General features: G+C 57.9%; 22 protein-coding genes and 1 tRNA gene. 8 read left to right on the top strand and 15 right to left on the bottom strand.

Annotation, left to right across the window (positions count from 1 at the left end):
• Positions 1–66: 66 nt before the first annotated feature.
• From Q1A51_RS19870 to puuE, 3 genes are read right to left on the bottom strand one after another with little or no spacing between them, the layout of a single operon-like run.
• Entirely contained in the window at positions 67–558 is a 492-nt protein-coding gene (locus Q1A51_RS19870) for an ureidoglycolate lyase (protein WP_299601573.1), read from the bottom strand.
• Positions 545–1,354, bottom strand: coding sequence for a bifunctional allantoicase/(S)-ureidoglycine aminohydrolase (locus Q1A51_RS19865; protein WP_299601570.1), 810 nt, complete (start codon positions 1,352–1,354; stop codon positions 545–547). The genes Q1A51_RS19870 and Q1A51_RS19865 overlap by 14 nt, the downstream gene beginning before the upstream one ends.
• Positions 1,351–2,772, bottom strand: a complete 1,422-nt coding sequence (gene puuE, locus Q1A51_RS19860) for an allantoinase PuuE (protein ID WP_299601567.1) — start codon at positions 2,770–2,772, stop codon at positions 1,351–1,353. The genes Q1A51_RS19865 and puuE overlap by 4 nt, the downstream gene beginning before the upstream one ends.
• 62 nt (positions 2,773–2,834) lie before the next feature.
• On the opposite strand from puuE, the gene uraH reads away from it, so the two are divergent.
• Entirely contained in the window at positions 2,835–3,194 is a 360-nt protein-coding gene (uraH, locus tag Q1A51_RS19855; RefSeq protein WP_299203949.1) for a hydroxyisourate hydrolase, read from the top strand.
• A gap of 401 nt (positions 3,195–3,595) precedes the next feature.
• On the opposite strand, the gene Q1A51_RS19850 is transcribed toward uraH, so the two are convergent.
• The 11 genes from Q1A51_RS19850 to Q1A51_RS19800 form a co-directional block, all read right to left on the bottom strand.
• Positions 3,596–5,929, bottom strand: coding sequence for a hypothetical protein (locus Q1A51_RS19850; RefSeq protein WP_299601565.1), 2,334 nt, complete (start codon positions 5,927–5,929; stop codon positions 3,596–3,598).
• 15 nt (positions 5,930–5,944) lie between these two features.
• Entirely contained in the window at positions 5,945–6,793 is an 849-nt protein-coding gene (locus tag Q1A51_RS19845; protein WP_299601562.1) for a SagB family peptide dehydrogenase, read from the bottom strand.
• A gap of 14 nt (positions 6,794–6,807) precedes the next feature.
• Positions 6,808–8,133, bottom strand: coding sequence for a YcaO-like family protein (locus Q1A51_RS19840; protein WP_299601559.1), 1,326 nt, complete (start codon positions 8,131–8,133; stop codon positions 6,808–6,810).
• A 1-nt stretch (position 8,134) separates the two neighbouring features.
• On the bottom strand, positions 8,135–9,322 hold the full coding sequence (locus tag Q1A51_RS19835) for a TOMM precursor leader peptide-binding protein (protein ID WP_299601557.1): 1,188 nt from the start codon (positions 9,320–9,322) through the stop codon (positions 8,135–8,137).
• Entirely contained in the window at positions 9,312–10,655 is a 1,344-nt protein-coding gene (locus tag Q1A51_RS19830; RefSeq protein ID WP_299601554.1) for a radical SAM protein, read from the bottom strand. The genes Q1A51_RS19835 and Q1A51_RS19830 overlap by 11 nt, the downstream gene beginning before the upstream one ends.
• Positions 10,656–10,778: 123 nt before the next feature.
• Entirely contained in the window at positions 10,779–11,150 is a 372-nt protein-coding gene (locus tag Q1A51_RS19825; protein ID WP_299601551.1) for a hypothetical protein, read from the bottom strand.
• Between the two features lie 1,230 nt (positions 11,151–12,380).
• The gene (locus Q1A51_RS19820; protein WP_299601548.1) at positions 12,381–13,367 is read right to left on the bottom strand and encodes a sulfotransferase; all 987 of its coding nucleotides are present in this window, start codon (positions 13,365–13,367) and stop codon (positions 12,381–12,383) included.
• A gap of 13 nt (positions 13,368–13,380) precedes the next feature.
• Positions 13,381–13,764, bottom strand: a complete 384-nt coding sequence (locus tag Q1A51_RS19815) for a hypothetical protein (RefSeq protein WP_299601545.1) — start codon at positions 13,762–13,764, stop codon at positions 13,381–13,383.
• Positions 13,761–13,988 (bottom strand): hypothetical protein, encoded by a 228-nt coding sequence (locus Q1A51_RS19810; protein ID WP_299601541.1) that lies wholly within the window; start codon positions 13,986–13,988, stop codon positions 13,761–13,763. The genes Q1A51_RS19815 and Q1A51_RS19810 overlap by 4 nt, the downstream gene beginning before the upstream one ends.
• Positions 13,976–15,340: an arylsulfotransferase family protein gene (locus Q1A51_RS19805; RefSeq protein ID WP_299601538.1), complete on the bottom strand. Its 1,365-nt coding sequence runs from the start codon at positions 15,338–15,340 to the stop codon at positions 13,976–13,978. The genes Q1A51_RS19810 and Q1A51_RS19805 overlap by 13 nt, the downstream gene beginning before the upstream one ends.
• A 902-nt stretch (positions 15,341–16,242) precedes the next feature.
• On the bottom strand, positions 16,243–16,437 hold the full coding sequence (locus Q1A51_RS19800; protein ID WP_299601535.1) for a hypothetical protein: 195 nt from the start codon (positions 16,435–16,437) through the stop codon (positions 16,243–16,245).
• Positions 16,438–16,755: 318 nt separating this feature from the next.
• Between Q1A51_RS19800 and Q1A51_RS19795 the strand changes: the two genes are divergently transcribed.
• From Q1A51_RS19795 to Q1A51_RS19765, 7 genes are all read left to right on the top strand, one after another.
• Positions 16,756–17,946 (top strand): integrase arm-type DNA-binding domain-containing protein, encoded by a 1,191-nt coding sequence (locus Q1A51_RS19795; RefSeq protein WP_299601532.1) that lies wholly within the window; start codon positions 16,756–16,758, stop codon positions 17,944–17,946.
• Positions 17,943–18,785: a hypothetical protein gene (locus tag Q1A51_RS19790; protein WP_299601528.1), complete on the top strand. Its 843-nt coding sequence runs from the start codon at positions 17,943–17,945 to the stop codon at positions 18,783–18,785. The genes Q1A51_RS19795 and Q1A51_RS19790 overlap by 4 nt, the downstream gene beginning before the upstream one ends.
• 96 nt (positions 18,786–18,881) lie before the next feature.
• Positions 18,882–19,052, top strand: coding sequence for a helix-turn-helix domain-containing protein (locus tag Q1A51_RS19785; RefSeq protein WP_299601525.1), 171 nt, complete (start codon positions 18,882–18,884; stop codon positions 19,050–19,052).
• Positions 19,053–19,164: 112 nt separating this feature from the next.
• Entirely contained in the window at positions 19,165–19,470 is a 306-nt protein-coding gene (locus tag Q1A51_RS19780; RefSeq protein WP_299601521.1) for a hypothetical protein, read from the top strand.
• A gap of 127 nt (positions 19,471–19,597) precedes the next feature.
• The gene (locus Q1A51_RS19775; RefSeq protein WP_299601518.1) at positions 19,598–20,083 is read left to right on the top strand and encodes a hypothetical protein; all 486 of its coding nucleotides are present in this window, start codon (positions 19,598–19,600) and stop codon (positions 20,081–20,083) included.
• A gap of 71 nt (positions 20,084–20,154) precedes the next feature.
• Positions 20,155–20,676 carry a hypothetical protein gene (locus Q1A51_RS19770; RefSeq protein WP_299601515.1) on the top strand — a complete coding sequence of 174 codons (522 nt, stop codon included), beginning with the start codon at positions 20,155–20,157 and terminating at the stop codon, positions 20,674–20,676.
• 710 nt (positions 20,677–21,386) lie between these two features.
• Positions 21,387–22,607 (top strand): hypothetical protein, encoded by a 1,221-nt coding sequence (locus tag Q1A51_RS19765; protein WP_299601513.1) that lies wholly within the window; start codon positions 21,387–21,389, stop codon positions 22,605–22,607.
• Between the two features lie 169 nt (positions 22,608–22,776).
• On the opposite strand, the gene Q1A51_RS19760 is transcribed toward Q1A51_RS19765, so the two are convergent.
• A tRNA-Leu gene (locus tag Q1A51_RS19760) sits at positions 22,777–22,863 on the bottom strand.
• Positions 22,864–22,872: the final 9 nt, after the last annotated feature.

Genomic DNA, 22,872 nt, shown 5'->3' with positions numbered 1-22,872 from the left:
GCGCTGACGCGCACGACATTTTGGAGGGGGCGCTGCCCCCGTCCTTCGGACTCCCCCGCGGTATTTTCAGCCAGAAGAAACAGTATAGGACGGATTGAGGTGCACTTCTTCGAGGTTGGCACCGTCTCCGATCCGGTCAATCACGGCAAACAGGCCCGGTGCGTGCAATGGCGTGAGGACGCCATGCCAGGTCCCGCGATGCAAGTTGATCGCTTGTCCCGGCACCGTGAGAAAGGCTTGTGGGGTGCCCGGCTTTCCGCCTTCATCCGGGGCTACGATCACCAGAAACGGGTGTTCCGACATCGGTACAAAGCACTGCGACCCTTGCGGGTGCCGTTCCAGCAGGTCAAGCGTATAGGGCAGGCTGCGTGGTTCAGCCTTGAACAGGCTCACACCAGCACGCCCATCACCGAAATCCAATTGCGCAAGATCATGATAGCGCCCGCATAGTCCTGCATTAATGATCTTGTCGGGGTCGCCTGCGCAATCCAGCACATCACCAAAAGGTCCGAATGCCTCCGTTGTTAGCGGCTGCGCCTTGATCTCAAAGCGGGACATGCCTGTTCACATCCTTGTAGAGCAGGTAACGAAACGGCCCATCGCCAGTCGCAATGCAAGCCTGCGGGCAAAAGGCGCGCAGCCACATGAAATCCCCGGGGCCTACACTCACCCAATCCTTATTTAGCAGGTACTCCGCCGTCCCCTCCAACACATAAAGCCCATGTTCCATCACATGTGTCTCGGCAAAGGGGATACGCCCGCCGGGCTGGAAATTCACGATGTTCACGTGGCAGTCGTATCGAAGGTCAAGTGGATCAATGAAGCGTTGCGTCGCCCACAGGTGTCCGCAATCGGGCATCGGAGCGGCGGGCACATCCTGATCATGGGTCACCACCACATCGGGGGGACTCAGACCAGCACCCACCACGTATTTCTTGCGGATCCAATGCAGGCCACAAGCCTGATCCGACCGGTTCCACAACGTCCATGGCGCACCAGCCGGGATGTAGGCGAAACTGCCTGGGTGCAGCTCGTGCAGATCTGCCCCCACGGTCAGGTGCGCATGGCCATGCGCCACAAACAGCACAGCCTGGGCGTCCACGTCCGGCTCGGGATCATTGCTGCCCCCCTCGGGCGACAGCTCAACAGCGTATTGCGCAAAGGTCTCTGCAAACCCGCTGAGGGGCCGCGCAAGGATCCAGGCCCGCGTGCCGTCCCATCCCGGCAGAAAGGACGTGACGATGTCCCGCTGAACCGAGGCGGGGATGACCGCATAGGCCTCTGTAAAGATGGCCGTGCTTTCGGGGTTTTCGTTCTGACTAGGCAAACCGCCGGGGGGAAAGGCATAGGTCATTCCATCGCCTCCAACCGTAACCGGGCGATGCGTTCAACCTGACGACAGGCCTCGGCCATCTCGACACCGGTTTCATTGCCAATCCGCCGTTCAAAGGCGCGCAATATGCCCGCCTTGTCGTGATCCTTGACCGCGATGATGAAGGGAAAACCGTGTTTTTCGGTGTAGCTGGCATTGAGCCGCTGGAACGCCGCCCGTTCCTCATCTGTCAGCGCATCCAGACCCGCACTTGCCTGTTCCTGGGTACTCTCAGCAGTCAAACGTTTGGCCGCAGCCAGCTTGCCCGCCAGATCGGGGTGCGCACGCAAGACGTCCAGTCGCTTGTCCTCGGACGCCGCGCGAAACACCCGGCACAACGCATTGTGCAGCCCCTGCGGGGTGTCGTGGGCTGGCGCTAGTTCGAGCGCATAAACCCCTTCGGCAATCCAGGGCGAATGCTCGAACACGCCGCCAAATGTTTCAACAAAAGCGGCGCGATCCAGATGAATCCACCCACGCTCAGGCTGGGGCGGATGAACCTCGGCCCAATGCGCCGCAATATCCTGCCGGCGTGCGCACCACACACCCTCATGCCCCTGCACGTATTCGATAAACCGGCGCAGCGCCTGGACCCGACCGGGCCGTCCGATCAAACGGCAATGCAGACCCACAGACATCATCGCAGGCCGCCCCGCCGCCCCCTCGGCATAGAGCGCATCAAACGTATCCCGCAGATAGGCAAAAAACTGATCGCCCGCATTGAACCCCTGCGGCGTGGCAAAGCGCATGTCGTTGCAATCAAGCGTGTAGGGAAGGATCAACTGGTCGCGGGCACCGATCCGAACCCAATAGGGCAGATCATCATCATAGGTGTCGCTGATCCAGTCCATGTCCCGCTCTGCCGCCAGCCACACCGTGTTCACCGAACAACGGCCCGTATACCAACCGCGCGGACGCTCTCCCGTCACTTCGGTATGCAGTGCAATAGCCGCGTCCATGTCCGCCGCCTCGTCCTCGACCGAATGATCCTTGTAGTCGATCCATTTCAGACCGTGCGACGCGATCTCCCAATTGGCCTGCTGCATCGCCTCAACCTGCGCAGGCGAACGGGCCAGAGCCGTCGCCACGCCATAGACGGTCACCGGCACACGCGCTTCGGTGAACAGCCGATGCAACCGCCAGAAGCCGGCACGCGCGCCGTAGTCGTAAATGGACTCCATGTTCCAATGCCGCTGCCCGGGCCAGGGTGCTGCGCCCACGATCTCGGACAGGAACGCCTCAGAGGCCGCATCACCATGCAGCACGCAATTCTCGCCCCCTTCCTCGTAGTTCAGAACAAAGGACACGGCGATGCGCGCGCCACCCGGCCACGCCGCATCCGGTCTATCGGCCCCGTGGCCATGAAAATCGCGCGGATACCGCGGTGGCAACTCGGCCATGGACTTCCCCAGACAATCAAGATGAGATGTCGCCAATCTGCGACCAAACAAGGCAGGATGCAATGGCAGCCGGATACCTCACCACCCATGTCCTCGACACCGCGCGCGGCATGCCTGCCCCGGGGATCAAAATCGCGCTCTACCGCGTGTCGGGAAACAACCACAAAAAGATCACCGAGGCCGTGACAAATGCCGATGGCCGTACCGACAGCCCGATCCTACCGCAGGGCAAGGTCAAACAGGGGCACTACGAGCTGATCTTCTTTTGCGGAGATTACCTCGATCAGCACAGGCTGAGCACGGACGAGGTCAAGTTCCTCGACCAGGTGCCGATCCGGTTCGGCATCACAGATGACGAGGCGCACTACCACGTCCCTCTCCTGCTTTCCCCTTACGGATACTCGACCTATCGCGGCAGTTGAGTGCTGCGCTGAGCTGGTTCAAAATCTGAGATTTGAAAACGACTTAGATTCGATGAATGGGTTTCGGCTTTGCGGGCAACCTGCCGTTGATGCTCTTGGCTCGAACGACCGCTTTGTACACTTTGCGTCTGCGGCGAAAAACATCTCGGGCGGGAAGTGGACATTCGCTGCGCTCCATCAGAACGACCGCGTTCATTTGCGAAGCGCCTTTAGACAGTTGGAAATGCTGAACTCGAATTTCCCATTGCCTAGCAAGCTCGATGATGTCTTCGCTCAGGCGATCTTCGTCGTGTCGGCCACGCGGCACCTTGGGCTGTGTGGATCCGTGTGTCCGAAGGTGCGGCGGTGACGGGGGAATTTTCCAGAGGCGGTGGAGCGGAAAAACAGCCCGGCGGGGCCGTTCAGGGGGCCATGCTGGCGAGGAGCCCTGCCCGTTCCAGTCTGTCGATCGCCTCGACCCGGCATCTATCGGTCGCGAGCTGGGCGTGGGGCACGGGGCTTGCCGCCTGCGCGAAAATCCCGGCCTCGAGCCCCCGTAGTGTGAGCGCGCGCAGGTTGCGCTTGAACGTGACATGCACAACCTTGTCGGACTTCTGCGCCCAGGTGCTTACGCCGAACCCGTGCCTGACGTGCCGCCGGGAGAGGAGGTCTGCCTGCTCGTCGGGCGTCAGCGTCATCTCGTGCGCGTCGTAGATCAGTTTGCGCACACCGTATCGTGCGGCGCTCAGCCACGCGTCATCGCGGCTCAAGGGCATTTCGCCGGTTCCCTCGCAGGGCAGCATGGCAAGGCATCGCGCAGGCAGGGTGGCCTGCGGCGCCGCCCGCCGGATCAGCCCCGAGAGCAAGCGGCGCAGCCGGTCATGCGGAGGCGTGGAGACCGCGGGGCCCATCCCGGTATCGGGCATGAGGATCGCCGCCCAGCCCGCCGCGCCGATGAGGAGACCCGTCCCGGCCTCGTTCGGCGTGGGCTGACGGCAAAAGACCATCTCCGGCGGGTCGGCGCCGGGCGCGAGGCCAATCCGGCGCGCCGCGGCGGAAAGTTCCTCTCCAATGACCTCCGAGATCCGGTCGGCGACCGGTTCATAGGGGCCGGTCCGGCGCGCCAGAATACCGGCGGCGACGCGCATGGCCAGCGCTTCGGGAATATCGGCCGCCACCCAGTGCAGCGCGGTGCGGAACCAGCACAGGAAGGCCGCGTGATCCTGCCCGTGCTGGGCATGCAGCTTGGCAAGACAGAAATTGGCATAGACTGCATCGCTTTCTGAGCGCGCGCCCAGGGTCGTCGCGAAACCGCGCTGGTAGTAGGCGAACGACCGGTCGAAATCCTTGTGGTATTTGTAGAGCCGCGCCTGATTGAGCGAATTCACATAGGTCATCGGCCAGTCGCGGCGACCGGTTTCCACCTCGGACGCATCGAGCGAAGCTTCGATTTCTTTTTCGAGCCCGAGCGCCGCGTCCCAGGCGCCGGTGCGCACGAGGCTGAGGGCGTAGATGTTCTTGAAATAGAGAAAATGGCTATCGTCGCCGATATCGCCCCGCAGCATGGCCAACGCCGTCGCTAGATGTTCGCGGCCCTCTTGCGGATGCCCGCTGAGCGCGGCGCCCCATCCGCGGGTCAGGATGATGCCGGCGCGGGTTTCAGACGGCAAGGACGGATCGGGGGCGGGGGCCATGCGCGCTTCATCGAATTTCTGGAGCGCGATGCGCATGCCCTGAAGCTCGTATAGAAACCGGCCCCGGGTGGCGGTATCGGGGGCGCAGGCCACGGCATGCGCCATCAGGTCCAGCGCGATCTCGTGGCCGCCGATGGTGAAGGAGTGCCAGGCCTGCCGGACCAGAAAGACCGGATCGGCATGATAGCCGCTGCCATTCAGTTGCGCGAAGGCTTTCAGCGCTGGATCCAGCCCCTGGATCGCGCCCAGCCGGTCGAAGAGATGCCGCAGCCGCGCCGAGGGGCGGGCCCTGAGCGCCGGGTCGATCAGGGTGGAGCCGTCGGTAAGGCGCGCGATATATTCGCGCGCGATTTCACCGACCCCGAGACGCGCGCTAAGCCCGGCGGAAATGACCGAGGGCATCAAAGCTGCCAGCGGCGGCGGCTCAGTTTGCGTTTGCGGGGCATCCTGTGCCGTGCTCCAGCGGATATCGAAATCGTCCGGAAGCCCCGCCTCGTGCCGGTCCGCCGCAACCAGGATCAGCCGGGCCGGCGTAGCCCACAGGGCGAAGGCCAGAAAGCGCAGGCAGGCGATATCGTCTTGACGCCAGCCGATGTCGAAACGCGGGGCGATCACCAGCACCGATCTTGGCGGGCCCGCCGCAAGCGCCGCCGCGATCACTTGCGCGTGGTCGAGCGCGGCGATGATGCCGGTATTGCCCCGGCTCTCGGCATCCACAAGTTCGCCGATCAGGGCGGCGCTGCTCATCCCGTCGCGCTGTTCCCGCCCCGGGCCTTGGGCTTCCGTCGCGACACCCTCGGTTGCGGCGGTCTGGCCAAGCTGCACGCGCAGTGTGTTGCCCAGATGATGACAGGCCCAACTTCCAAGGCTCAGATCGGCGGCCAGCCAGTGGCTGGGATCGCCCGACAAATCGGCGGTGGCCAGGGCGCTGCGTATACCCGCAAGTGAGGCGGCTTCGATCCCGGCAAGGGGGGCAAGCGAGGCGCGGGTGATGCGCCGACGTATTGCGGGGTCTTTACCCTGCAGTGCGTTGGCCTGCATCATGTCCTCGAAAACCGCCATTTTCCTAAACGGCCGTCATGTGCGGCCCTCTCGCGTGAAACGATGCGGTGTCTCGTGCTGGCCGGTCTGGCCGCCGATCGCGATCATGTAGACCGTCGATTGATGCAGCCCATCGAGCCCCAGGAACGCGTCGACCTTGCGATCATAGAAGCCGCCGAGGTTACAACAGCCCAAGTTCAGGGCTGTGGCTGCCAGATTAATGTTCTGTGCAAAATGGCCCGCCTCCATCAGCGCGAAGCGATAACCGCGCGCGCCGTACTTGAAGGTGGATCGCTCGAAAAGCGCGGTCACGATCAGGATCACCGACGCGTCGAAAGCCAGATCAGCCTGAAACTCGACCAGCCCCTGCGACAGTTCGGGCGCAAGATCGCCCGTCCGCAACTGGTGCAGCCGGTGTTTCGGCGGCGAGAAATGGTACAGTCCCGCCTTCAAGCCGTCGACATGCTTGCCGGTCAGGTAGATTTCGAGCGGGTAGAGCGCGCCGCCCGAAGGCACAGTGCGGAACGGTCGCAGGAAATCGGTCGTATCGTTCATGCGAGTCACGCCGTAGCCCGCATAGAGGATCGAGGACAATTGCGCGAGCGGCAGCGCGACCGGCTCCAGCCCCTTGGGCGAGACCCGGCCGACAAGCGCCTCGCCCAGCGGAACATCGAACCCCTCCCCGGGATCGGGCAGATCAACCACCGGGTAGCCCTCGTAGCTCAGGCTATCGGTCATACGGATCATGCGCGACGCGACGCGGTCATCCGGCACGTAATGCCCGTAGCGGCCGGTTTTTGAGTTTTCGTGAAACAGTTCCCAGACGTAATCCTCGTCCGAGGGGGCATCGGGGAAGAGAGCGTTCGACCAGGTTTCGTCATTCATTCCCGTCTCTCCTGTCAGGGATACATATGCGGCGCGGGGTTGTCGCCGGTTTCGGGCGCAACGCCTTTGTGGCCAAGCGTCTGCGGTACCGTCCATAGCCGACGGCTGCCGAGCGAGCGGTTGCCGTAGGACATGAACAGCGGGTGATATCCAGGGATCAGCGCGCGCACCACAGTCAGGCCAAGCTCGCGCACGTCGTCGCTTGTCAGGTCGATCAGCAGGGCCTCGTGATCGGTATCGGCCACCATGCAACACAGCCGTTCCAGATCGCCCGAGGCGTCGCCGGTGGAGAGTTCGGCCATCTCGTCGAAGTCGCGCCGGACGGGCGAGCGGAAGATGAAATCGGCCAGATGCGCGTTCGCCTGATCGGTCCAGAAATTCAGATGCGTCAGCTGGTCGATCACATTGTCGTGGCTGGGCGGGTTCGGTACGATGCGCGGCATCCACGACTTGATTGTGTGGCAATAGCGGCGGGTATGCGCCAGCTCTTCTAGCGCCTTGCGTATGGCCTCCTCAGCGGAAAGCGAGCTTGACGCCGCGAAGACGCGCGCCGGCAGGTCGGGCGCCTCGGAGGAGAGCACGGAAAGCACCGACGGCACGCCCACATCCATAGTGATGTCCAACAGGGTGACGCGCGAGCCGGTCCGCTCGAACCTGCTGACAAGGTCGTAATTGGCATCGCTCAGGGTTTCGACGGCGATCTGCGGCGGGGCGATCATCGCTTGCCAGGTGATCATCAGCGCATCGCGTTCGATCACCTCGCAGACGCCCGATACCGCCGCCTCGGCCGGCGTGCAGTGGCAGGCCATGCCGGTCGAGATCGGCTGCACGATCGGCGTGTCGCCGGCGGCCAGATGGTAGTAATAGGGCATATAGACCATCGAGGCAGGCACATGGATGCGCGCGCCCGTCAAAGGGTTTAGCGCACCGGTCCAGCGCACCGGGGTCGTGCGCATGAAGGGCGCCCATTGAAAGCCCGGCGCCTCGTATTGCGCGTCACTGTAAAGCGCCCACGTCTCGGGCGCGACACAGTCGAATGGGGCCTCGTCATAGCTGTGAAGCGGCAGATCCTCGACCTCGTAGATGGCCGAGCTGTAGCGTTCCACCGCCTCGCCCACCGCTTTGGCCAGCGCCACCTCGCGCGAGGCCGAGGCGCCGCCGGCATTGTTGAAATTCTCGAATTCCGAAAATGCGCTGGTGTTGCAGGCATTGGAAAAGTAATGGAAGAAATCCGGCGCCCCGGGCAGTGGTGGCATCTCGGCGACGTGCCCGATGATGCCGGTCTTCCAATCGACGAGGTCAGCGGTGATTCCGGACAGCCTTGCGAATGCCGCGCTCATGTCACAGCGCCTCCTTCTCGACGGTCTTGCCGCCGAATTTCTCCTCGGGGGTCAGCAGGCCCGAGTCCGGCGCATCGGCACCTTCATAGAACTGCGGCCCGGGGATGAAATCGGCCCGTTCGAGGCTGGCGGACGGGCGCAGGACCGCCGCGGCGCATGTGGGACAGCGGGGGACGCGCAATACGCGGCGCGACGCAAGGGACGGGCCCAGCAGGTTCACTTCGACCAGAGAGCCGGCTGCCCGCGATGGGATCGCGCCGGTGTAGAACTTGAACAACTCCATCGCCGCCAGATCGCCCAGGATCGAACCCATCGAGGGGAAGAACCCCGACAGGCCTTGAAGTTGCGGCGCATGCGTCTCGCTTTTGCGCACCATGTCGAAATCGTCGATATGCGAATTTTCGCGCGACTGAAGGCAATGATAGCAGGCAGTCTCGCCCGGGATGACCATGGGACCGATATAACCCATCAGCTTGCGCAGCATGATCGGCAGCATCGCGATGCGGTTTTCGACGCAGAACGCATTCCAGTCGCGCAGCACCGAGGCCGCGCCGAAGTCCGATGTGACAATCAGGCAGTCCAGCCCCTTCGGATCGTTGTCGTCCAGCCATTTGTGATAGGCGATCGGGCCGGGGCCCGTGGCTGGCCACGCGGTCAGATCGGGCGCATCGCCCGACCCGAACAGACGCTGGTTTCTCAGCAGAGCGAAATCGACCACTGTCACGTTGGCGATACCGGCGGCCTGCAGCGCTTCGCACAGTCGCCGCGATACGGAGTTCACGCCAATTACAGCGATCCGCTTTTCGTCGATCCGACTGGCCGCTTCGGCCTCGGTCAGGCCGAAATGCCACAGGAAGATCTCCATGCTCGTTTCGCCCTGTGGCGCATCCGTTTCGCCCACATCCTCGGCGGCTACAAGAATCCGGCGCTCAATCAGCTTGCGGGCAAGCTGGGTGATCCCCTCGCGATCCGGTTCGGACGCGGCGGCGGCGATCTCGGCGATGCTCGCCGGCACCTCGGCGGCGTGTGACCAGACATGCCGCACCGCGTCGATGGCCCCATCACCCATTACCTTGATCTCGGTACAACCACGCACGACGATGACGCCGCCATCGATCTCGATAATCTGGGCGGGAAGGGACCGGTAGGCGGCGCTGTCCGATGGATCGGGCATGTGATCATACTGCATGGCGTGGTTCCGTTCTTGATTTGATCATGGCTCTGATGTCGCGGTGTTCGCCTAGCGAGGCGGCGAATGTCTTTTGCAGGTCGCGGTAATGCCGCATGAACTGCTCTTTCGGCAGGCGCGTTTCGGTGACCGGATGTTGAAGGTCGAACAGTTCCCAGTTGGGGCGGCCGTTGGGCTGCAGCTCGGTTACCGCGTCGAAGGTTTTCAGGGCCTCGGTGCCGGGCAGCGGAGTCAGGATGGTGAAGGAGGGATAATCGATCTTGTTGTGCTCGATGAACCGGACCAGGCGGCTGAAGGAGCGCTCGGTGAAATCCGGATTCACAATAAAGCCGGCAAAGACGCTGATCCCGATCTCGCGCGCTACGCGCAATCCTTCCTCGACCTGGGCGACGCGCAACCGCTTGTTGAAGGTCGACAATTCGTCGTCGCTGACCGATTCGATGCCGATGAACAATCGTTCCAGCCCCAACTCGTGCCATTCCGCGAGCATATCGCGGAACCGGATCAGCGTGTCGATCCGACAATAGGTGAAGTACTTCTTGCGGATACCGGCAGCCTTGATGGCGCGGGCCAGCTGCAGCATGTGTTTCGTATCGATAAAGGCCTCGTCATCAACGAGAAAGACATACTCCTCTTCGATCGCCGCCAGTTCGTCGACCACCTGCTCAATGCTGCGCTTGTGGTAATGGCCATCCATGATCTTCCAGAGCGAGCAGAACGAACAGCGGAACGGACACCCGACCGAGTTGCGCATGAGGGCGATCGGTCGCATCCAGTCGATGTAATATGAGCCCCGATCAGCCTGCGCGATCTCGCGGTCGGGAGTGGGGATGTCGTCGATGGCAAATGTCGGTGCGGGGCCACCGAACGCGAAGGTATTGTCGGCGGCGCGGGTCCAGACCGCCGCGATCCGAGGCCCCCGCTCGGACCGCGAGAGCGCCGAAAGGATCGCCCGGAAGGGTCCGGTCCCTTCGCCCTCGACCACGAAATCTATTTCCGGCTCGAAAAAATCCTCGGCCAGCAGTGTCGCATGGTGGCCCCCAGCGACCGTGATCGCATCGGGCAGGGCCGATCGGACCTCGCGACATATTGCCAGATTGCGCAGCACATGCATGGAATAGCCGGTCACGCCCACGACATCCGGGCGATACGTCTCGAGCGTTTCGCGCAGGGTGCCGGGATGCAGGCGCAAATCCAGCAACCGGGGCGCGTGCCCATCGAGTTTCGCGGCCGCCGAAAGATAGCCAAGCGCAAGCGGCTCCGCTATCGCGCCCAAATCCCCCCAGCCGATAAGCTCGCTGGGCAGGTCCGGTTGAACGAGCAGCACTTTCATGGCGGCACACACCCCCAACTCCGTGATCCCGACGGGATGTCCGCTGATCCAAAGCCCTGTCGACCGGTCAGGCCCGACGCTTTCGGCGCCGATCTTGCCGGGAAACGCGCACTGCGCTCGTCGCTAATGCGTCGCCTCGATCACGACGCTGGCGGTGCAGCTGCAGCACGGGCAGCAGGTGCAGCAGCAGCAGGCTGCGGCGGCGGCCAGTTGGGGTGTCGCGTTCAGCCGGTCCTGCAGATCGTCGAACGCATGCGCGACCGACGACAGATCGCCTACGCGCAGATCGAGCTTAGTGCGCTGATCGAAAACCTCGACGACCTTGTCTTCGCCCTGGGCTCGAAATTCCTTGGCCGTTTCGCGCAACACCACGAGATCGCGCTTGGTAAGCTTGCGCGCCTTTTCGGTCAGCATTCCGATTTCGATCTTGTCCAGCCCCATCTCGGTGATGGAGGCGTCCATCGGATACATGCCGCCTTGTTGTCTTTCGACCATGAGAAGTTCCTCCCGCTAGAATTATCATTATGAATATCACTGACAGAAAAACACTACCTAGAGTTATACACTGTTACCGGTCCGAAATCAAACATTTGCAAGATGTCCTCAGATATTTGGCAGTTGGCATCCCCAACCCGAACGAGCGGATTGCAAGGCACTAACGTGCGCCGAGGTCAGGCGAGAGCTTCGATCGCAAAGCTGCCGTGCGACCTTCCTCGATCAATCACTGAAAACCAGCCCGAAGAGCTGAAGGCAGAGGCGCAGACATGGTCAATCCTCCTGTGAAGGATGAATCACAAATCAAAACCACGGGGAATCTCCTGGGAGGCAGGTTTAAAGCCGGACGCTCTAGAAAAGAAGATATTCAAATAGCGGACACGACCGGCAGGTCCGTCCCGCTCCTCGGTTGTAGGACTAGGCCGCGACGAAGGTTAGTATTGAAATCAGTCGGGCTCGGCGCGATTGAACGACTGGTATAGAGAAATCTGCGGCGCCGCCGAAACGGCTTTGCTGCAAGCGCGATAGCTTTCTGCGCAAGTAATAGTCGCCCTAACAAAAGTCGGCTAGGTCCCGCAACCCGGTCATTGGTGCGTTTGCAGTGAGCGGCCGCAGGGATCTTCAGTGTAAACCATTAGCTCGCAGGCAACTACACTAGGCAGTATGTTGTCTGTTTAGCAGACAAGCTATCACCTCATGGGCGCCGCCCAAAACGCTTATTTATTTGTGCTCGTGTACCGGCACGAATCCAATTTGCTTGAATCATCGATCCATGTGATCTTTCTACCAGCGTATTTTCCTGCCTTGCTAGCACGGACTCCCAAGTTACTGGTTGAGAACAGCGAGACACGAAAATGGCAACTGTAGCTGAACAATTGGCCGCACGCAGCGCGACGGCCCAACCTGCCGTAGAGACCCAACGCGTAGGTCGCCAACTCCAAATCGGCACTCAGAGCGCCGGGCGTGGCATCTCCTATCTCGTGGGGCTGGCTCACTTGGGTTCTCGCCCTGATCGCCAACCACAAAATCACACTTCTCGATGAACTCATGCCATGGCGTTACGCGGCCTTAGCAGCGTAATCGGGAACCCTAAGACCACGCTAGAGCGGCCGGACCAAACGGTTTCAGCAAATGGAGGCGGTTTGCCGAGGAAACCGACCAGATTCGTACCGCCATCCGACCTGAGGACAAAAAGAGCACGCGCTTGTGGGGTCCACTGGTACGGGTTGTTTAACCTAAGTGAGTAAGTGAGGTCATATTGCGGTAAATCGCTTCAAACTCCTTTGGCGCGGCTGCGGGCGTTGACGTCTCTTTCACAGCGAAATGTGACTGACTGCCAGCCGGAAGATCCAGCAAATCAGACAAAGAAGCCCATCCTTGTGGGGCGTGACACATTTGTTCGTAACAAACAAAATGCACGCGCGGGTGAGATTGGTACATCTTGACCAGATACCCGTAAACTGCGCCCCAAATCTCCAACCAATAGAGGAGCTCTGTTGGCGGCGCTTCGCTATGAGGTTGATCAGAAAACACAAACGGGCGATGCCCTGGTCCAAACTCATGATGCGCGAGCCACGTCATGTATGCCCGTGTGAAGCGGTCTCCATCCTCACAAAACCTTTGATGCTGCGCGAGAAGAGATTGTGCGTGAGGCAGTGGGCGGCGAAAGGGCACCAAAATCCTGGCATCTGGAAAAATGTCCAATAACGCCGCAATGCGCAAAATGTTGTTGTTGTTTTTGGAAAGGTAACGCGTCGTCCCAGACCTCTTGAGTATCAGCTGGACGTATTTCCGAAAATTCTCAGAGACCTCTGATGGAACCTCATGTGGAACCAGACCTCTGGTTTTGTCGTTTAGGTAGCGATGGCCCAAAAAGATACGCCAAAATACTTCTTCGAACGCTTCAGGACTGTCGGCATTCACCAAAATACCATCGCCATGGGCACGCTCGCTAATTTCAATGTCTCGCGAAGATCGGCGGTGCAGGCGTGCCCACAGATTTGGTGCCATGACGAATGGCATATCGCGGTAGGTTAGAGTGCCAAAGGCTTCGCTGCCATAAATCGATCGCATCAGGACCGTGGTCCCAGCTCTTGCAAGGCCCGTGACAAAGACATGCTGGCCGCCAGCAAAAGGTTTCGGTTTCTCGATCCCGCACTCGAGATCAAACTGCATCTCACCCATGACGTTGCTGCCCAGTGCGAGGCGATGGAGCATGCGTTCTAGGGCGCTATAGTTCGCCACGACGCACACGATTGCGCAGGAAAAGCCAGAAAAGTCCCAAGGCCATCGACGCCATCGTTCCCCAGACCGTCAAGAGACGGTCCATAACGTGGATATCAAAAAGACGCCCGATCATGTCAGTGATCACAAAGGGCATCAAAATCGCCATGAGCATCACAAACAGCAGCATAGACGCGCCGAATATGCGCATAGCATACACAGGCAAGGCCTTTTCCTTCCAGTGGTCAGATATATGGCGTGCGCCGATGATCTGCACGGCCCGTTTGCTGCTCTGGATTGCACGCGGCAAGGCTTTGTCCAGCGGCACACGCAGTGCAACCTCAACCGCCAGGATCGTTGCCAAGGCCAAGAGAATTGTGGGCAGAATCATTTATCAGGTGTTTGAGAGTTACTGGTGTCCTGAGGCGCGCGTCTGTTTTTTAACGTCCGCTTAATCGGGTAGTACAACACCGCGAAAATCGCCAGGAAAATACTGCCAATCACACCGAAAACGACCGCGACCGCCCCTGCCCCCATCCCTGGTCCGATATAGGCCATGGCTGGTGTAGCAGCTGTCAAGAAAACAGCGGCTGCCACTCCAATCAGATATTGCATTGTGCTTCCTTCAACTGCTCAAGTGCGGACTCTGCCGTCGCCGCCGAAATATAACGTGACCAGTTTAGGGTCCAAACACGACCATCGTCAGATCTGTTCAAATAGGTCCACTGTGGCTTCCCTGTTTCACTGAACTTGATCAGACGGCCTGCATTTGTGTCTTCCATCATGATCCCGTTACCGGGAAGCTGATCAGCAAGACCCTGATTGAGAGTGCGCACATTGGTCTCCCGCATCGGCTCCGCAAATACGGGATCGCCCTCTCGTTCGGGCAGATGATAGCGCACAATCTCGTTGGTGCTGATTGTCATGGAACCCTGCGGACCGGTTCGTTTCCTGTTGTCAAAAATCTGCACTACATCCGGCGCAATGATATCAACATCATGTTGTTGCATCATGTAGTCCTGTGTCCACCAAACAAGCTCGTTCGTCGCCGGGCGATATAGCATCAACATGTTTAAATGGCTCAGGCTTAAATATATGTCTCCGCGCCGCGAAAGCTGGCCATCTTCAAAGACGGGCTGCACATCGTTTAGGTGGATCGGGTCGATCTGATATGCGTCATAGTCATTCACGAGGTTCAAAAGACCCGCGTTGATGATAATCTCCATGACAGAGCGATCGTAAAGCACCTCACCCTGAGGCGAAAGCTGAATAGCCCGATTGTCTACGAAGTCTGCGTTAAACCCAAGATCGGCGACTTCCGGGGTCATTTGTCCAGAGCCAACGCTCCAGAAGTTCCCGTACGCATCTTGTTCCAGGGCGTGATGGAACATGAAGTCGGAGTTGACCCATTCTATGTCCGAGCATGCGCCAACACGATACATGGCACCGAAATGCACCTTTACGAATAGACCGCCATCGTCACCAAGCCAGGGATGAACAGTGCGCATTGTGTGGGACTGGGACGCAATCGGCGTACTGATGAATGGCGCTTCACTTTCAAAGGACATGTCTTCGGCATTGTCGAAAACCCAACGGTGCAAGACGTCCGCCTCGCCTTCGCGTAAAAGTTCCACGACGCTACGGCCAATGTTTCCGTCATAGCGCGAAACCAAAAGGTATTGAGGGTCGCCAATGCTCTCCTCAAGGATGGAAAAACCGGTCGGTTCGTCGGGAAAACGATCCGGAACGACGTGGTTGTCGCGCTTGAGCTCGCCCCGTGCTAGCTGAACAACAGTGTGGGGGAAGCGGGCAATGTTCAAGGCTGCGGTAGTAGCTAGTGGCAGCCGCTGCCCACCTTCTACTCTGTACAGCACCAATGACGACAACATTACGGATCCAAACAGACCCAAAATTGCCAAAAACAAAACCAGCCAGGCTTTCACATTACCAAAAAGAACGCGCTCCATATGGCTAAAACCTCACTAAGCACATGTCATTAACTTTCACCCATTCGCCTGAGCGTTTCGATTAAAGTACGCTCCATCTGTGGTCTAGGGTTCCAAAGAAATATTGGGGTTTACAAGGTGGTTCTGTGTCAAAATGACGACGCGTCATGCGGTCACTTTCTATTACGGCTGCCCAAGGGTACGTTACTCTCAGTGGTTTGCCACAGGCCGAGCTAAGCGAAAGCGTCGGCTTCGAACTGACTAATTACATTGGCAGCAAACCAATTCTATAACCTCTTGTATGGACGCGTCACGTTTTGCCGCCAGCGCAATTCAATGCATGGTTTTTGAACGGTATTTCGCGTCCAGGAAAAACACTCCACAAGCTTGGGACGTCGAATGGGTTTAGCGACAGTAGCTCCTGCTGGGAACAGGTCGATTTACAGGTCATCCTGGATGGCTGTTGCGACTGGAGCGACGCGCCCAACTTGAATGGTACCGGCTAAGCCGAACAAAAAGCCGAAGGTATTGCCCGCCAATTGAATTTTTCGGCCATTTGTCCCGCCTCCGTGATTTTCTTTTTGGGGAAGGATACCGCGGTGCCAAGCTTCGACCAAGCCTCTTAATAGTAGAGAGTGGCTCGGGTGGCGGTGAAACCTAACTGCGAGTCCTTAGCCACCGATGCTGCGGGTTACGCTAGTGTTGGCTTCTAAGATCAGTTCTGCCAAAGGCGCTTGGTATGGTGGTTTTCTAAGGCGTGTGCCGATTGCGAAGTAGCGGGATATTACTTTCTGTACAGTTTCTCTGGGGTATTCTTGGGTCGCGGATTATCAGCAAGTCGGTCATTTGGTTCGGGTGGCCGTATACGCACGCCAGATCCCAAACAGGATGGATCAGCGCGGATCAGACAGGTGCGCGTGCCGTTACTCAAGCACGGTGATCCTGCGCGCGATCTCATCGTCATCCATGTGCGGGATACCTTCCGTCTGGCCCGGACCGGGCTGGCTGGGCTTATTCCGACGCAGGAAGGTTTCCAGCGTGGGGGGTGCTGCCGTAGGTGGAGGGGAACCGCGCGCCTGCTGGCCGGGTGTCCATCCGGCACCAGCGGAACGCCGCACTTGCTTCGGCGGCAGTATCGGTCCCAGCGCGGTTAAGGCTCGGGACGACCCGCCCAAAAGGGGGTGTGGATGTTTTCAATTTGCTGGCGGACATTTTGGCGGACATGCCAATACGGTGAATGGCCAAGCATTTAAGACAAAATTGGAGAGGTGGTGTATATGGTGCCCAGAAGAGGCATAGTAAACCTGTTTCTTGATGCACCAACCTAGCTCACCGCTTTCCTGTATGCAGGAAAAACAATGATTTAACGTCCCACCCTGTTCCATCTTGCACCACCGCACCCCATATGTAGAAGGTGGTTAAAAAGGTGGACGAAGATGGCACGGCCCATTCACAAGCTGACGAATGCGGAACTCAATAGTAAGGAACCGGGCAAGTATGCGGATGGTGGCGGGCTGTGGTTTCACAAGCGGACGGACGGCGGCTCGCAATGGTTCCTCAGATACACAAGTTTCGGGCGGCGACACGAGATGGGACTAGGCCCCTATCCGTCCGTTACCCTAAAAGCAGCGCGACAAGAGGCTGAGAAATGGCGCGGTGTGGTGCGCGATGGCAAGGACGCCATAAAGGAACGTGAGCGCGAACGGCGCAAAGCAGAGCGCAACCTGCACATTCTGCGCGACATCGCGTTAGATGCCTTTGAAAGCCGCAAGGCAGACTTAAAGCGCGACGGCAAAGCAGGGCGCTGGTTTTCGCCTCTGGAACTGCACGTGCTGCCGAAGCTGGGAAAAACACCGGTCTCGCTGATCGATCAGCGAGACATCCGCGACACGCTTGCACCCATCTGGCATGACAAGGCCGATACGGCGCGCAAGGCGATGAACCGATTAAGCATCGTTATGCGGCACGCAGCGGCATTGGGCTTAGACGTTGATCTACAGGCTACTGAAAAGGCGAAGGCGCTTCTCGGGAAACAACGCCACAAAGCGCAAAACATTCCAGCTCTCAATTGGCGCGACGTTCCAGCGTTTTATCAATCGTTGGACAGTGGGTCGATTACGGAAAATGCTTTGCGCATGCTGATCCTTACGGCAGTTCGCAGCTACCCCCTGAGGCACATGCACCTAGACCAGATTGCTGGGGATATCTGGACCATCCCGGCAGACGCTATGAAAGGCCGCGTTGGAGCCACTTCCGACTTTCGGGTGCCACTGTCACAAGAAGCGCGGCGTGTCGTTTCAGAGGCCACCCCGTTCGCTCGCAACGGCTTTTTATTTCCCGGTGTGCGCAAGGGTGTGATTTCCGACATGACCATGAGCAAATTCATGGAGCGACGTGGCATGGTCGAACGCCCGCATGGTTTCCGGTCGAGTTTTCGGGACTGGGTGGCTGAAGCCACTAAAGCGCCGCATGAAGTTGCGGAAACCGCACTGGGTCATCTAACAGGCAGTGCAGTCGAGCGCAGCTACAGACGCACGGACTATTTCGAACAGAGACAATCGTTGATGGAGCGTTGGTCGGGCAGTCTAGTCGAACATGAGAAAAACCCGAAGGTCGTAGTCCTATGAGTGGGAATGCACTCGCCAACTACTTAGGCACACTTTCCACAGATGTCAGCACGGTGAACCAACCGGCTCCGACATACTTCACACCCGCGAACCGTTTAGAATTGGCGTTGGCTTACGCGGTCACTGTAGCCGGGACGTGGATAAAGGACGGTGAGGTGTATATCCCGTACATGGATCAGGCATTGATGAACGTTTTTGAGCATTTAAGGCCGGTGCACCAATATGTTGGGTATGAAAGCGAGGATGCAAAACTTGTTGGCTACCACGCGTCGAATATCTCCGTTGATGAATGGCGAAAACTGTTTTTGGGAAGCTTGAGGGCGGCAAGACAGGTACGGTTCTGTCTAGCGAAGAACGTTGAGATGGGCTTTCGAATGCCAGAGGGAGCCGAAAGGTTTGCAGCAGAACTCGCCACCGGTTTGAAAGACCCAAAACGCAAAAAAAAGAAAAAGACGCTTCATCACCGCGATACCTTACTTGCAGGCATTGCAAAGAAGGTATCGGCAGCATACGGCCTTCACCTTGGCGCTACAAAAACAAGGCTTAAACAATCACCACCCCCTGAGTGTGGAGCAGTTATTGCCGCTGCCGCGATGTTGGGACATGGCGTGACAGTCAATTTTCCCCGAGCCGATTCAATTTGCAGAAAACCAACCTTACCCGTTGATTTATTGTCAGAAAATTATGTTCTTAGAACCGTTCACTTTAAGCCACTACCGCCCAATAGAAACGCTCTAGCGCCAGTGCCACCGGATGAATATCGAGCTGACCCATTCCGAGAATACGAAGTACAATTCCGAAAAGCTGCTCAGCGCATTGGCTTGTCATTACCCATTTAAGGTCAACGGAATAGCGGGCGAAAGGTGACGCAGCATCCGGCACATTGTGCACCAGAAAGCGTCGGAGTGCCCGTCGCTGTACCTTGAGACAGGCTGATGCAATATCTAACCTTTTCAGACCTACAAGCAAAACTGGGCGGTCGTGGCCGCACGACAATCTACCGCGACGTAGATATGGGCCGCTTGCCCAAGCCCATAAAAATTGGCGGACGGCTCTACTGGGCCGAAGCCGATATCGACGCCGCAATCGCGGCACATGCGGGCTAAGACCCGCTCGACCCTCTGCACAAGCGCAAGGCGGATCGAGCGGGAATATACCGTGGAAAGTATGCCCATTAGATACGCCCAGCGCTCTTGCAGATCAAGCAAGGAGCCTTTCATGGCTGACAAGAAAGACTGGGGCACAGCCCTGTTCACCATCCACCTCAACGATTCAGGAGCATTGCTCATTTCAGTGTCAGGGCGTGACCGTTGGGCGCTTGAGGCGCTTATCGCGGCTGGCCCTCGGGGGTGCACGCCCATCGACATACCCGGCCCACGTTGGAGCGGATACGTTCACAACCTGCGTTGCCTTGGCGTACCCATCGAAACCGTCACAGAACCCCATGACGGTCCTTTCAAAGGCACTCACGCCCGGTACGTCCTGAGGGCATGTGTCGACCGCGTCGGGGAGGCTTTGGCATGACGGATCAAGCCCCCAAACGACCAACACCACGCGAACTATTCGAGCGAAAAATCCACCACCAATTCGGTGTGCGAGGTGCAATTCTCAGAGCGCTGGGCGAGCTTAATTATCAGGGTGAGCGCAGGTAATGGCCCGGACCTACCACAAACGAAAGAGGGGGGCTGGGCGTCACGTCCAGCTTCCTGAATACCTACAGGCAACCGAAGCCTGGGCGACCCTGAAACCCGGCCCGCGTGCGCTCTACATTGAACTGAAACGGCGCTATAACGGACGCAACAATGGGCACATCATCTTGAGCCACAGGGAAGCGTGCAAGGCGCTGAATGTGCATCGCAACACGGTTGGCTCTTGGTTCACTGAACTGGAGGCACGCGGCTTCATCACCATGACACAAGGCCCGCACCTCGGTCCCTCTGGCGTAGGAATGGCGGCACATTGGGCACTTGAGGAATTGCCGACTATCGATGGCAAACCGGCGATTAAATCCTTCACCGCATGGCGAGCAAAACAAAAGCCCTGCACAAAATCCGTGCATCCCCGTCACAATGACTGTGACACTTCGAACGAAAAAGGCGCCCAGCGCGCCGAACCCGTCCTTAAAATTGTGACGTGAGATCGAATTTATCCAATGCCACCGACGCACAGAAAACAGGACATATCTACATCTAGCCATGGGTAGGGAACATGAGCAACGAACCGAAAACCACACCTAGCCTGCGCACATACCCGAATTTGACCAAGGGTGAAGGTAACGACTTTGAAGCTGACATTCCTTCCGGGTGGGTGGTGCAAGACCTGATGGGGATGCAGACCCGAGAAGCCGCAACGGGAGTCTACACGACCGCTGTTGCCGCGCTGGGCAAAGCAGCAGAAACACATGCTAATTTCGCCTCCGCCATGTTTGCGGAGGTTGAACCACGTGACGCATTGGAGGCGATGCTGGTTGCACAGATGACGGCGACACATGTCGCGATGACCACGCTTTCTGAACGGATGACGTATCAGACGTCTTGCGACGTTCGCGAATCCCTTGAACGGTCAGTAAGTCGCCTCAGCCGCACCTACATTGCCCAGATGGACGCACTAAAGAAACATCGCTCCAAGGCGCAACAGGTGGTTAGGGTCGAGCGTGTAGACGTACATGACGGTGGGCAGGCCATTGTTGGGGACGTGTCACACCGGGGGAGGGTTCGCGATGAAAAGTGACAATAACCCCATGCAAAGGGCGCATGCGGCGAAGCGATGCACCGCCCGAGCCAAGCGCACTGGCTTTCTATGCAAAAATCCTGCGGTTCGCGGCTGGTCAGTCTGTCGGATGCATGGCGCAGGCGGGGGCCACCCACCAGGTCCAGAACACCCGAGCTATCGTCACGGTTTGCGCGCTAAGCAGTTCATAAAAATAAGAAAAATGTCTATGAAGTTGTCTAGGTCGGTATCTCTACTCTAGCGTAGTTGTGTGTTCGCCATTGGTTCCGCCAGATATACTTTTGAGCACAATATGTAGTAAAAATTGCTGTTGTTCGAACATATATATTGACACAGTGCGCGCTTTCCGAATCACTGTTCACATGCGATAAACCGTCGCTTGTGGGGGGGTTGGAGCACAAATTGGCTATTTTATTCGATATCGCACGTTTGGCGTTGGTTGTAACCGCCGCCGGGATTTCAATAGGTGTCTTATCCACTGTTTTGCACATCGGGCGGGATAGATGGAAAGAAGCGTCCGCGCTATCAGGCTCCACGCGACAAGTATTGAAGGGTGAAGTTGAGACGGACCGAGATGGCCTACGAGATCCACGCGTTTCGAAGGGCAAAGTTTGGGACAAGGCGACTAGCCATTGGCGCAGACAAGGGAAGCTGTCAGATGAGTACGTGGAGAAGTTGGTAATCTAGTAGTGAAGACATTCTGTGGTTGGGTGCCGACTATTACCGGTAACCTGTCCTTTGCAATTGTTGGCCAAGGCCGGAACCCAAAACGAAATTTCAAGCTATCGCGTGCTGAAGATAGCATAAGGTACGTCGTCGTTTCGCAAACACGGAGAACAACTGACGCGCCGTTTAACCGCGTCGGTGATCTACTGAACCGTTTTTTGCGGAGAGATGGATATACCGTTTATGTACTGTTCGGGAAGTCGCTTAAAGACGAGCAGTACAATCTGCTTTCAGGACCTTGTGTCGAGCTATCCTTGGCGGAATACGCAAAAATTGAAAGAACGCTGGAGCAGCTCGCCGATTATAAGTTTATCGCCGGTGATCAGTTTGACGCGAAGTTCGATGAAGTTGCAAATATTGTGGCCGAGCGCAGCTCGCATCCCGGCTGCGGGCTGTCTGCAATCGAGCTGAGTCGAGACGGAAAAGTTGAAATCAGCTTGAACAATCTATCTGAAGCGGAAGCTCAGGATGTCGCATCTCAAATATTCTTCTTTATTCGCGACGTTTGCCACGTTCATCAACATCACGCTCCGACCTCAGACACGATTCTTGACGTCGTTCCGTCATCGGAAGGCGACACTCATTGGAAGCGGGAGACTCTCTACTCATTGTTTCGTTGGGTGATTCAACAGAAGCGATCTAGGTCCCCTTCTGCATTTGTGGACGCGAAAGGTGTACTCGCGTACGCACGTGCGTTTGCCGAAAAGCACTGCGGCGCAGCCGAGCGGGAAATTGGCTTACCACAGTACCTCCGCGAAGCCACCATAGAATCTCTAGACGCTGGGCTAGCAAGAGCGGAGTTTGAAGAAAAACAGAAGGGCAAACTATCAGCGGCGTTTTTTAACAGGATTATTCCCGTCTCTGCTCTGCTCTTGGCGTTCTTGTCTCCCTTTTACAGAACTCCGGACGCGATTGGCGCAACTGATCAGGAAATCTTGGTTGCAAAATTTGCAGACTGGCTGAACGCACACATCATAGACATAAGCGCTTCCGTCGTGTTCGTAGTCTTCTTGGCGAACGTAGGGATAATTTACCGTTCTAGAATTTTTGGCGGTCGGGCGTGGTTTGACTTTTTCAGGCTGCTTTTTTCAATACCTTATCATGTCGTGCTGCTAATCCTGCTGGTCACAACTGGCAGCCTAACCGTCCTCGGCGTGCAGGAATACATGAACTGGACGTCACTTCCTTTCGACCCTGGACCTTGAGTTCCGCTGAATTTTTTAGACTTCAAACACGCTGTATCCCAAATGATTGAGCTTTGCTGAAGCGGTCGGTCTTCATGTCAGCCAGTATGCCAAAGGTGGACAATTGGGTGTATGGCAAGGCGAGCCACCCCAAATTGCGCAAATAAATCAATAGTTTAATCTGATTTTTTGGTGCCCAGAAGAGGACTCGAACCTCCACGTCCATACGGACACTAGCACCTGAAGCTAGCGCGTCTACCAATTCCGCCATCTGGGCACGGGTTGG

It is taken from the genome of uncultured Tateyamaria sp. (genome assembly GCF_947496075.1).
Lineage (GTDB): Bacteria > Pseudomonadota > Alphaproteobacteria > Rhodobacterales > Rhodobacteraceae > Tateyamaria.
This window is presented reverse-complemented; position numbering and strand designations above follow the sequence as displayed.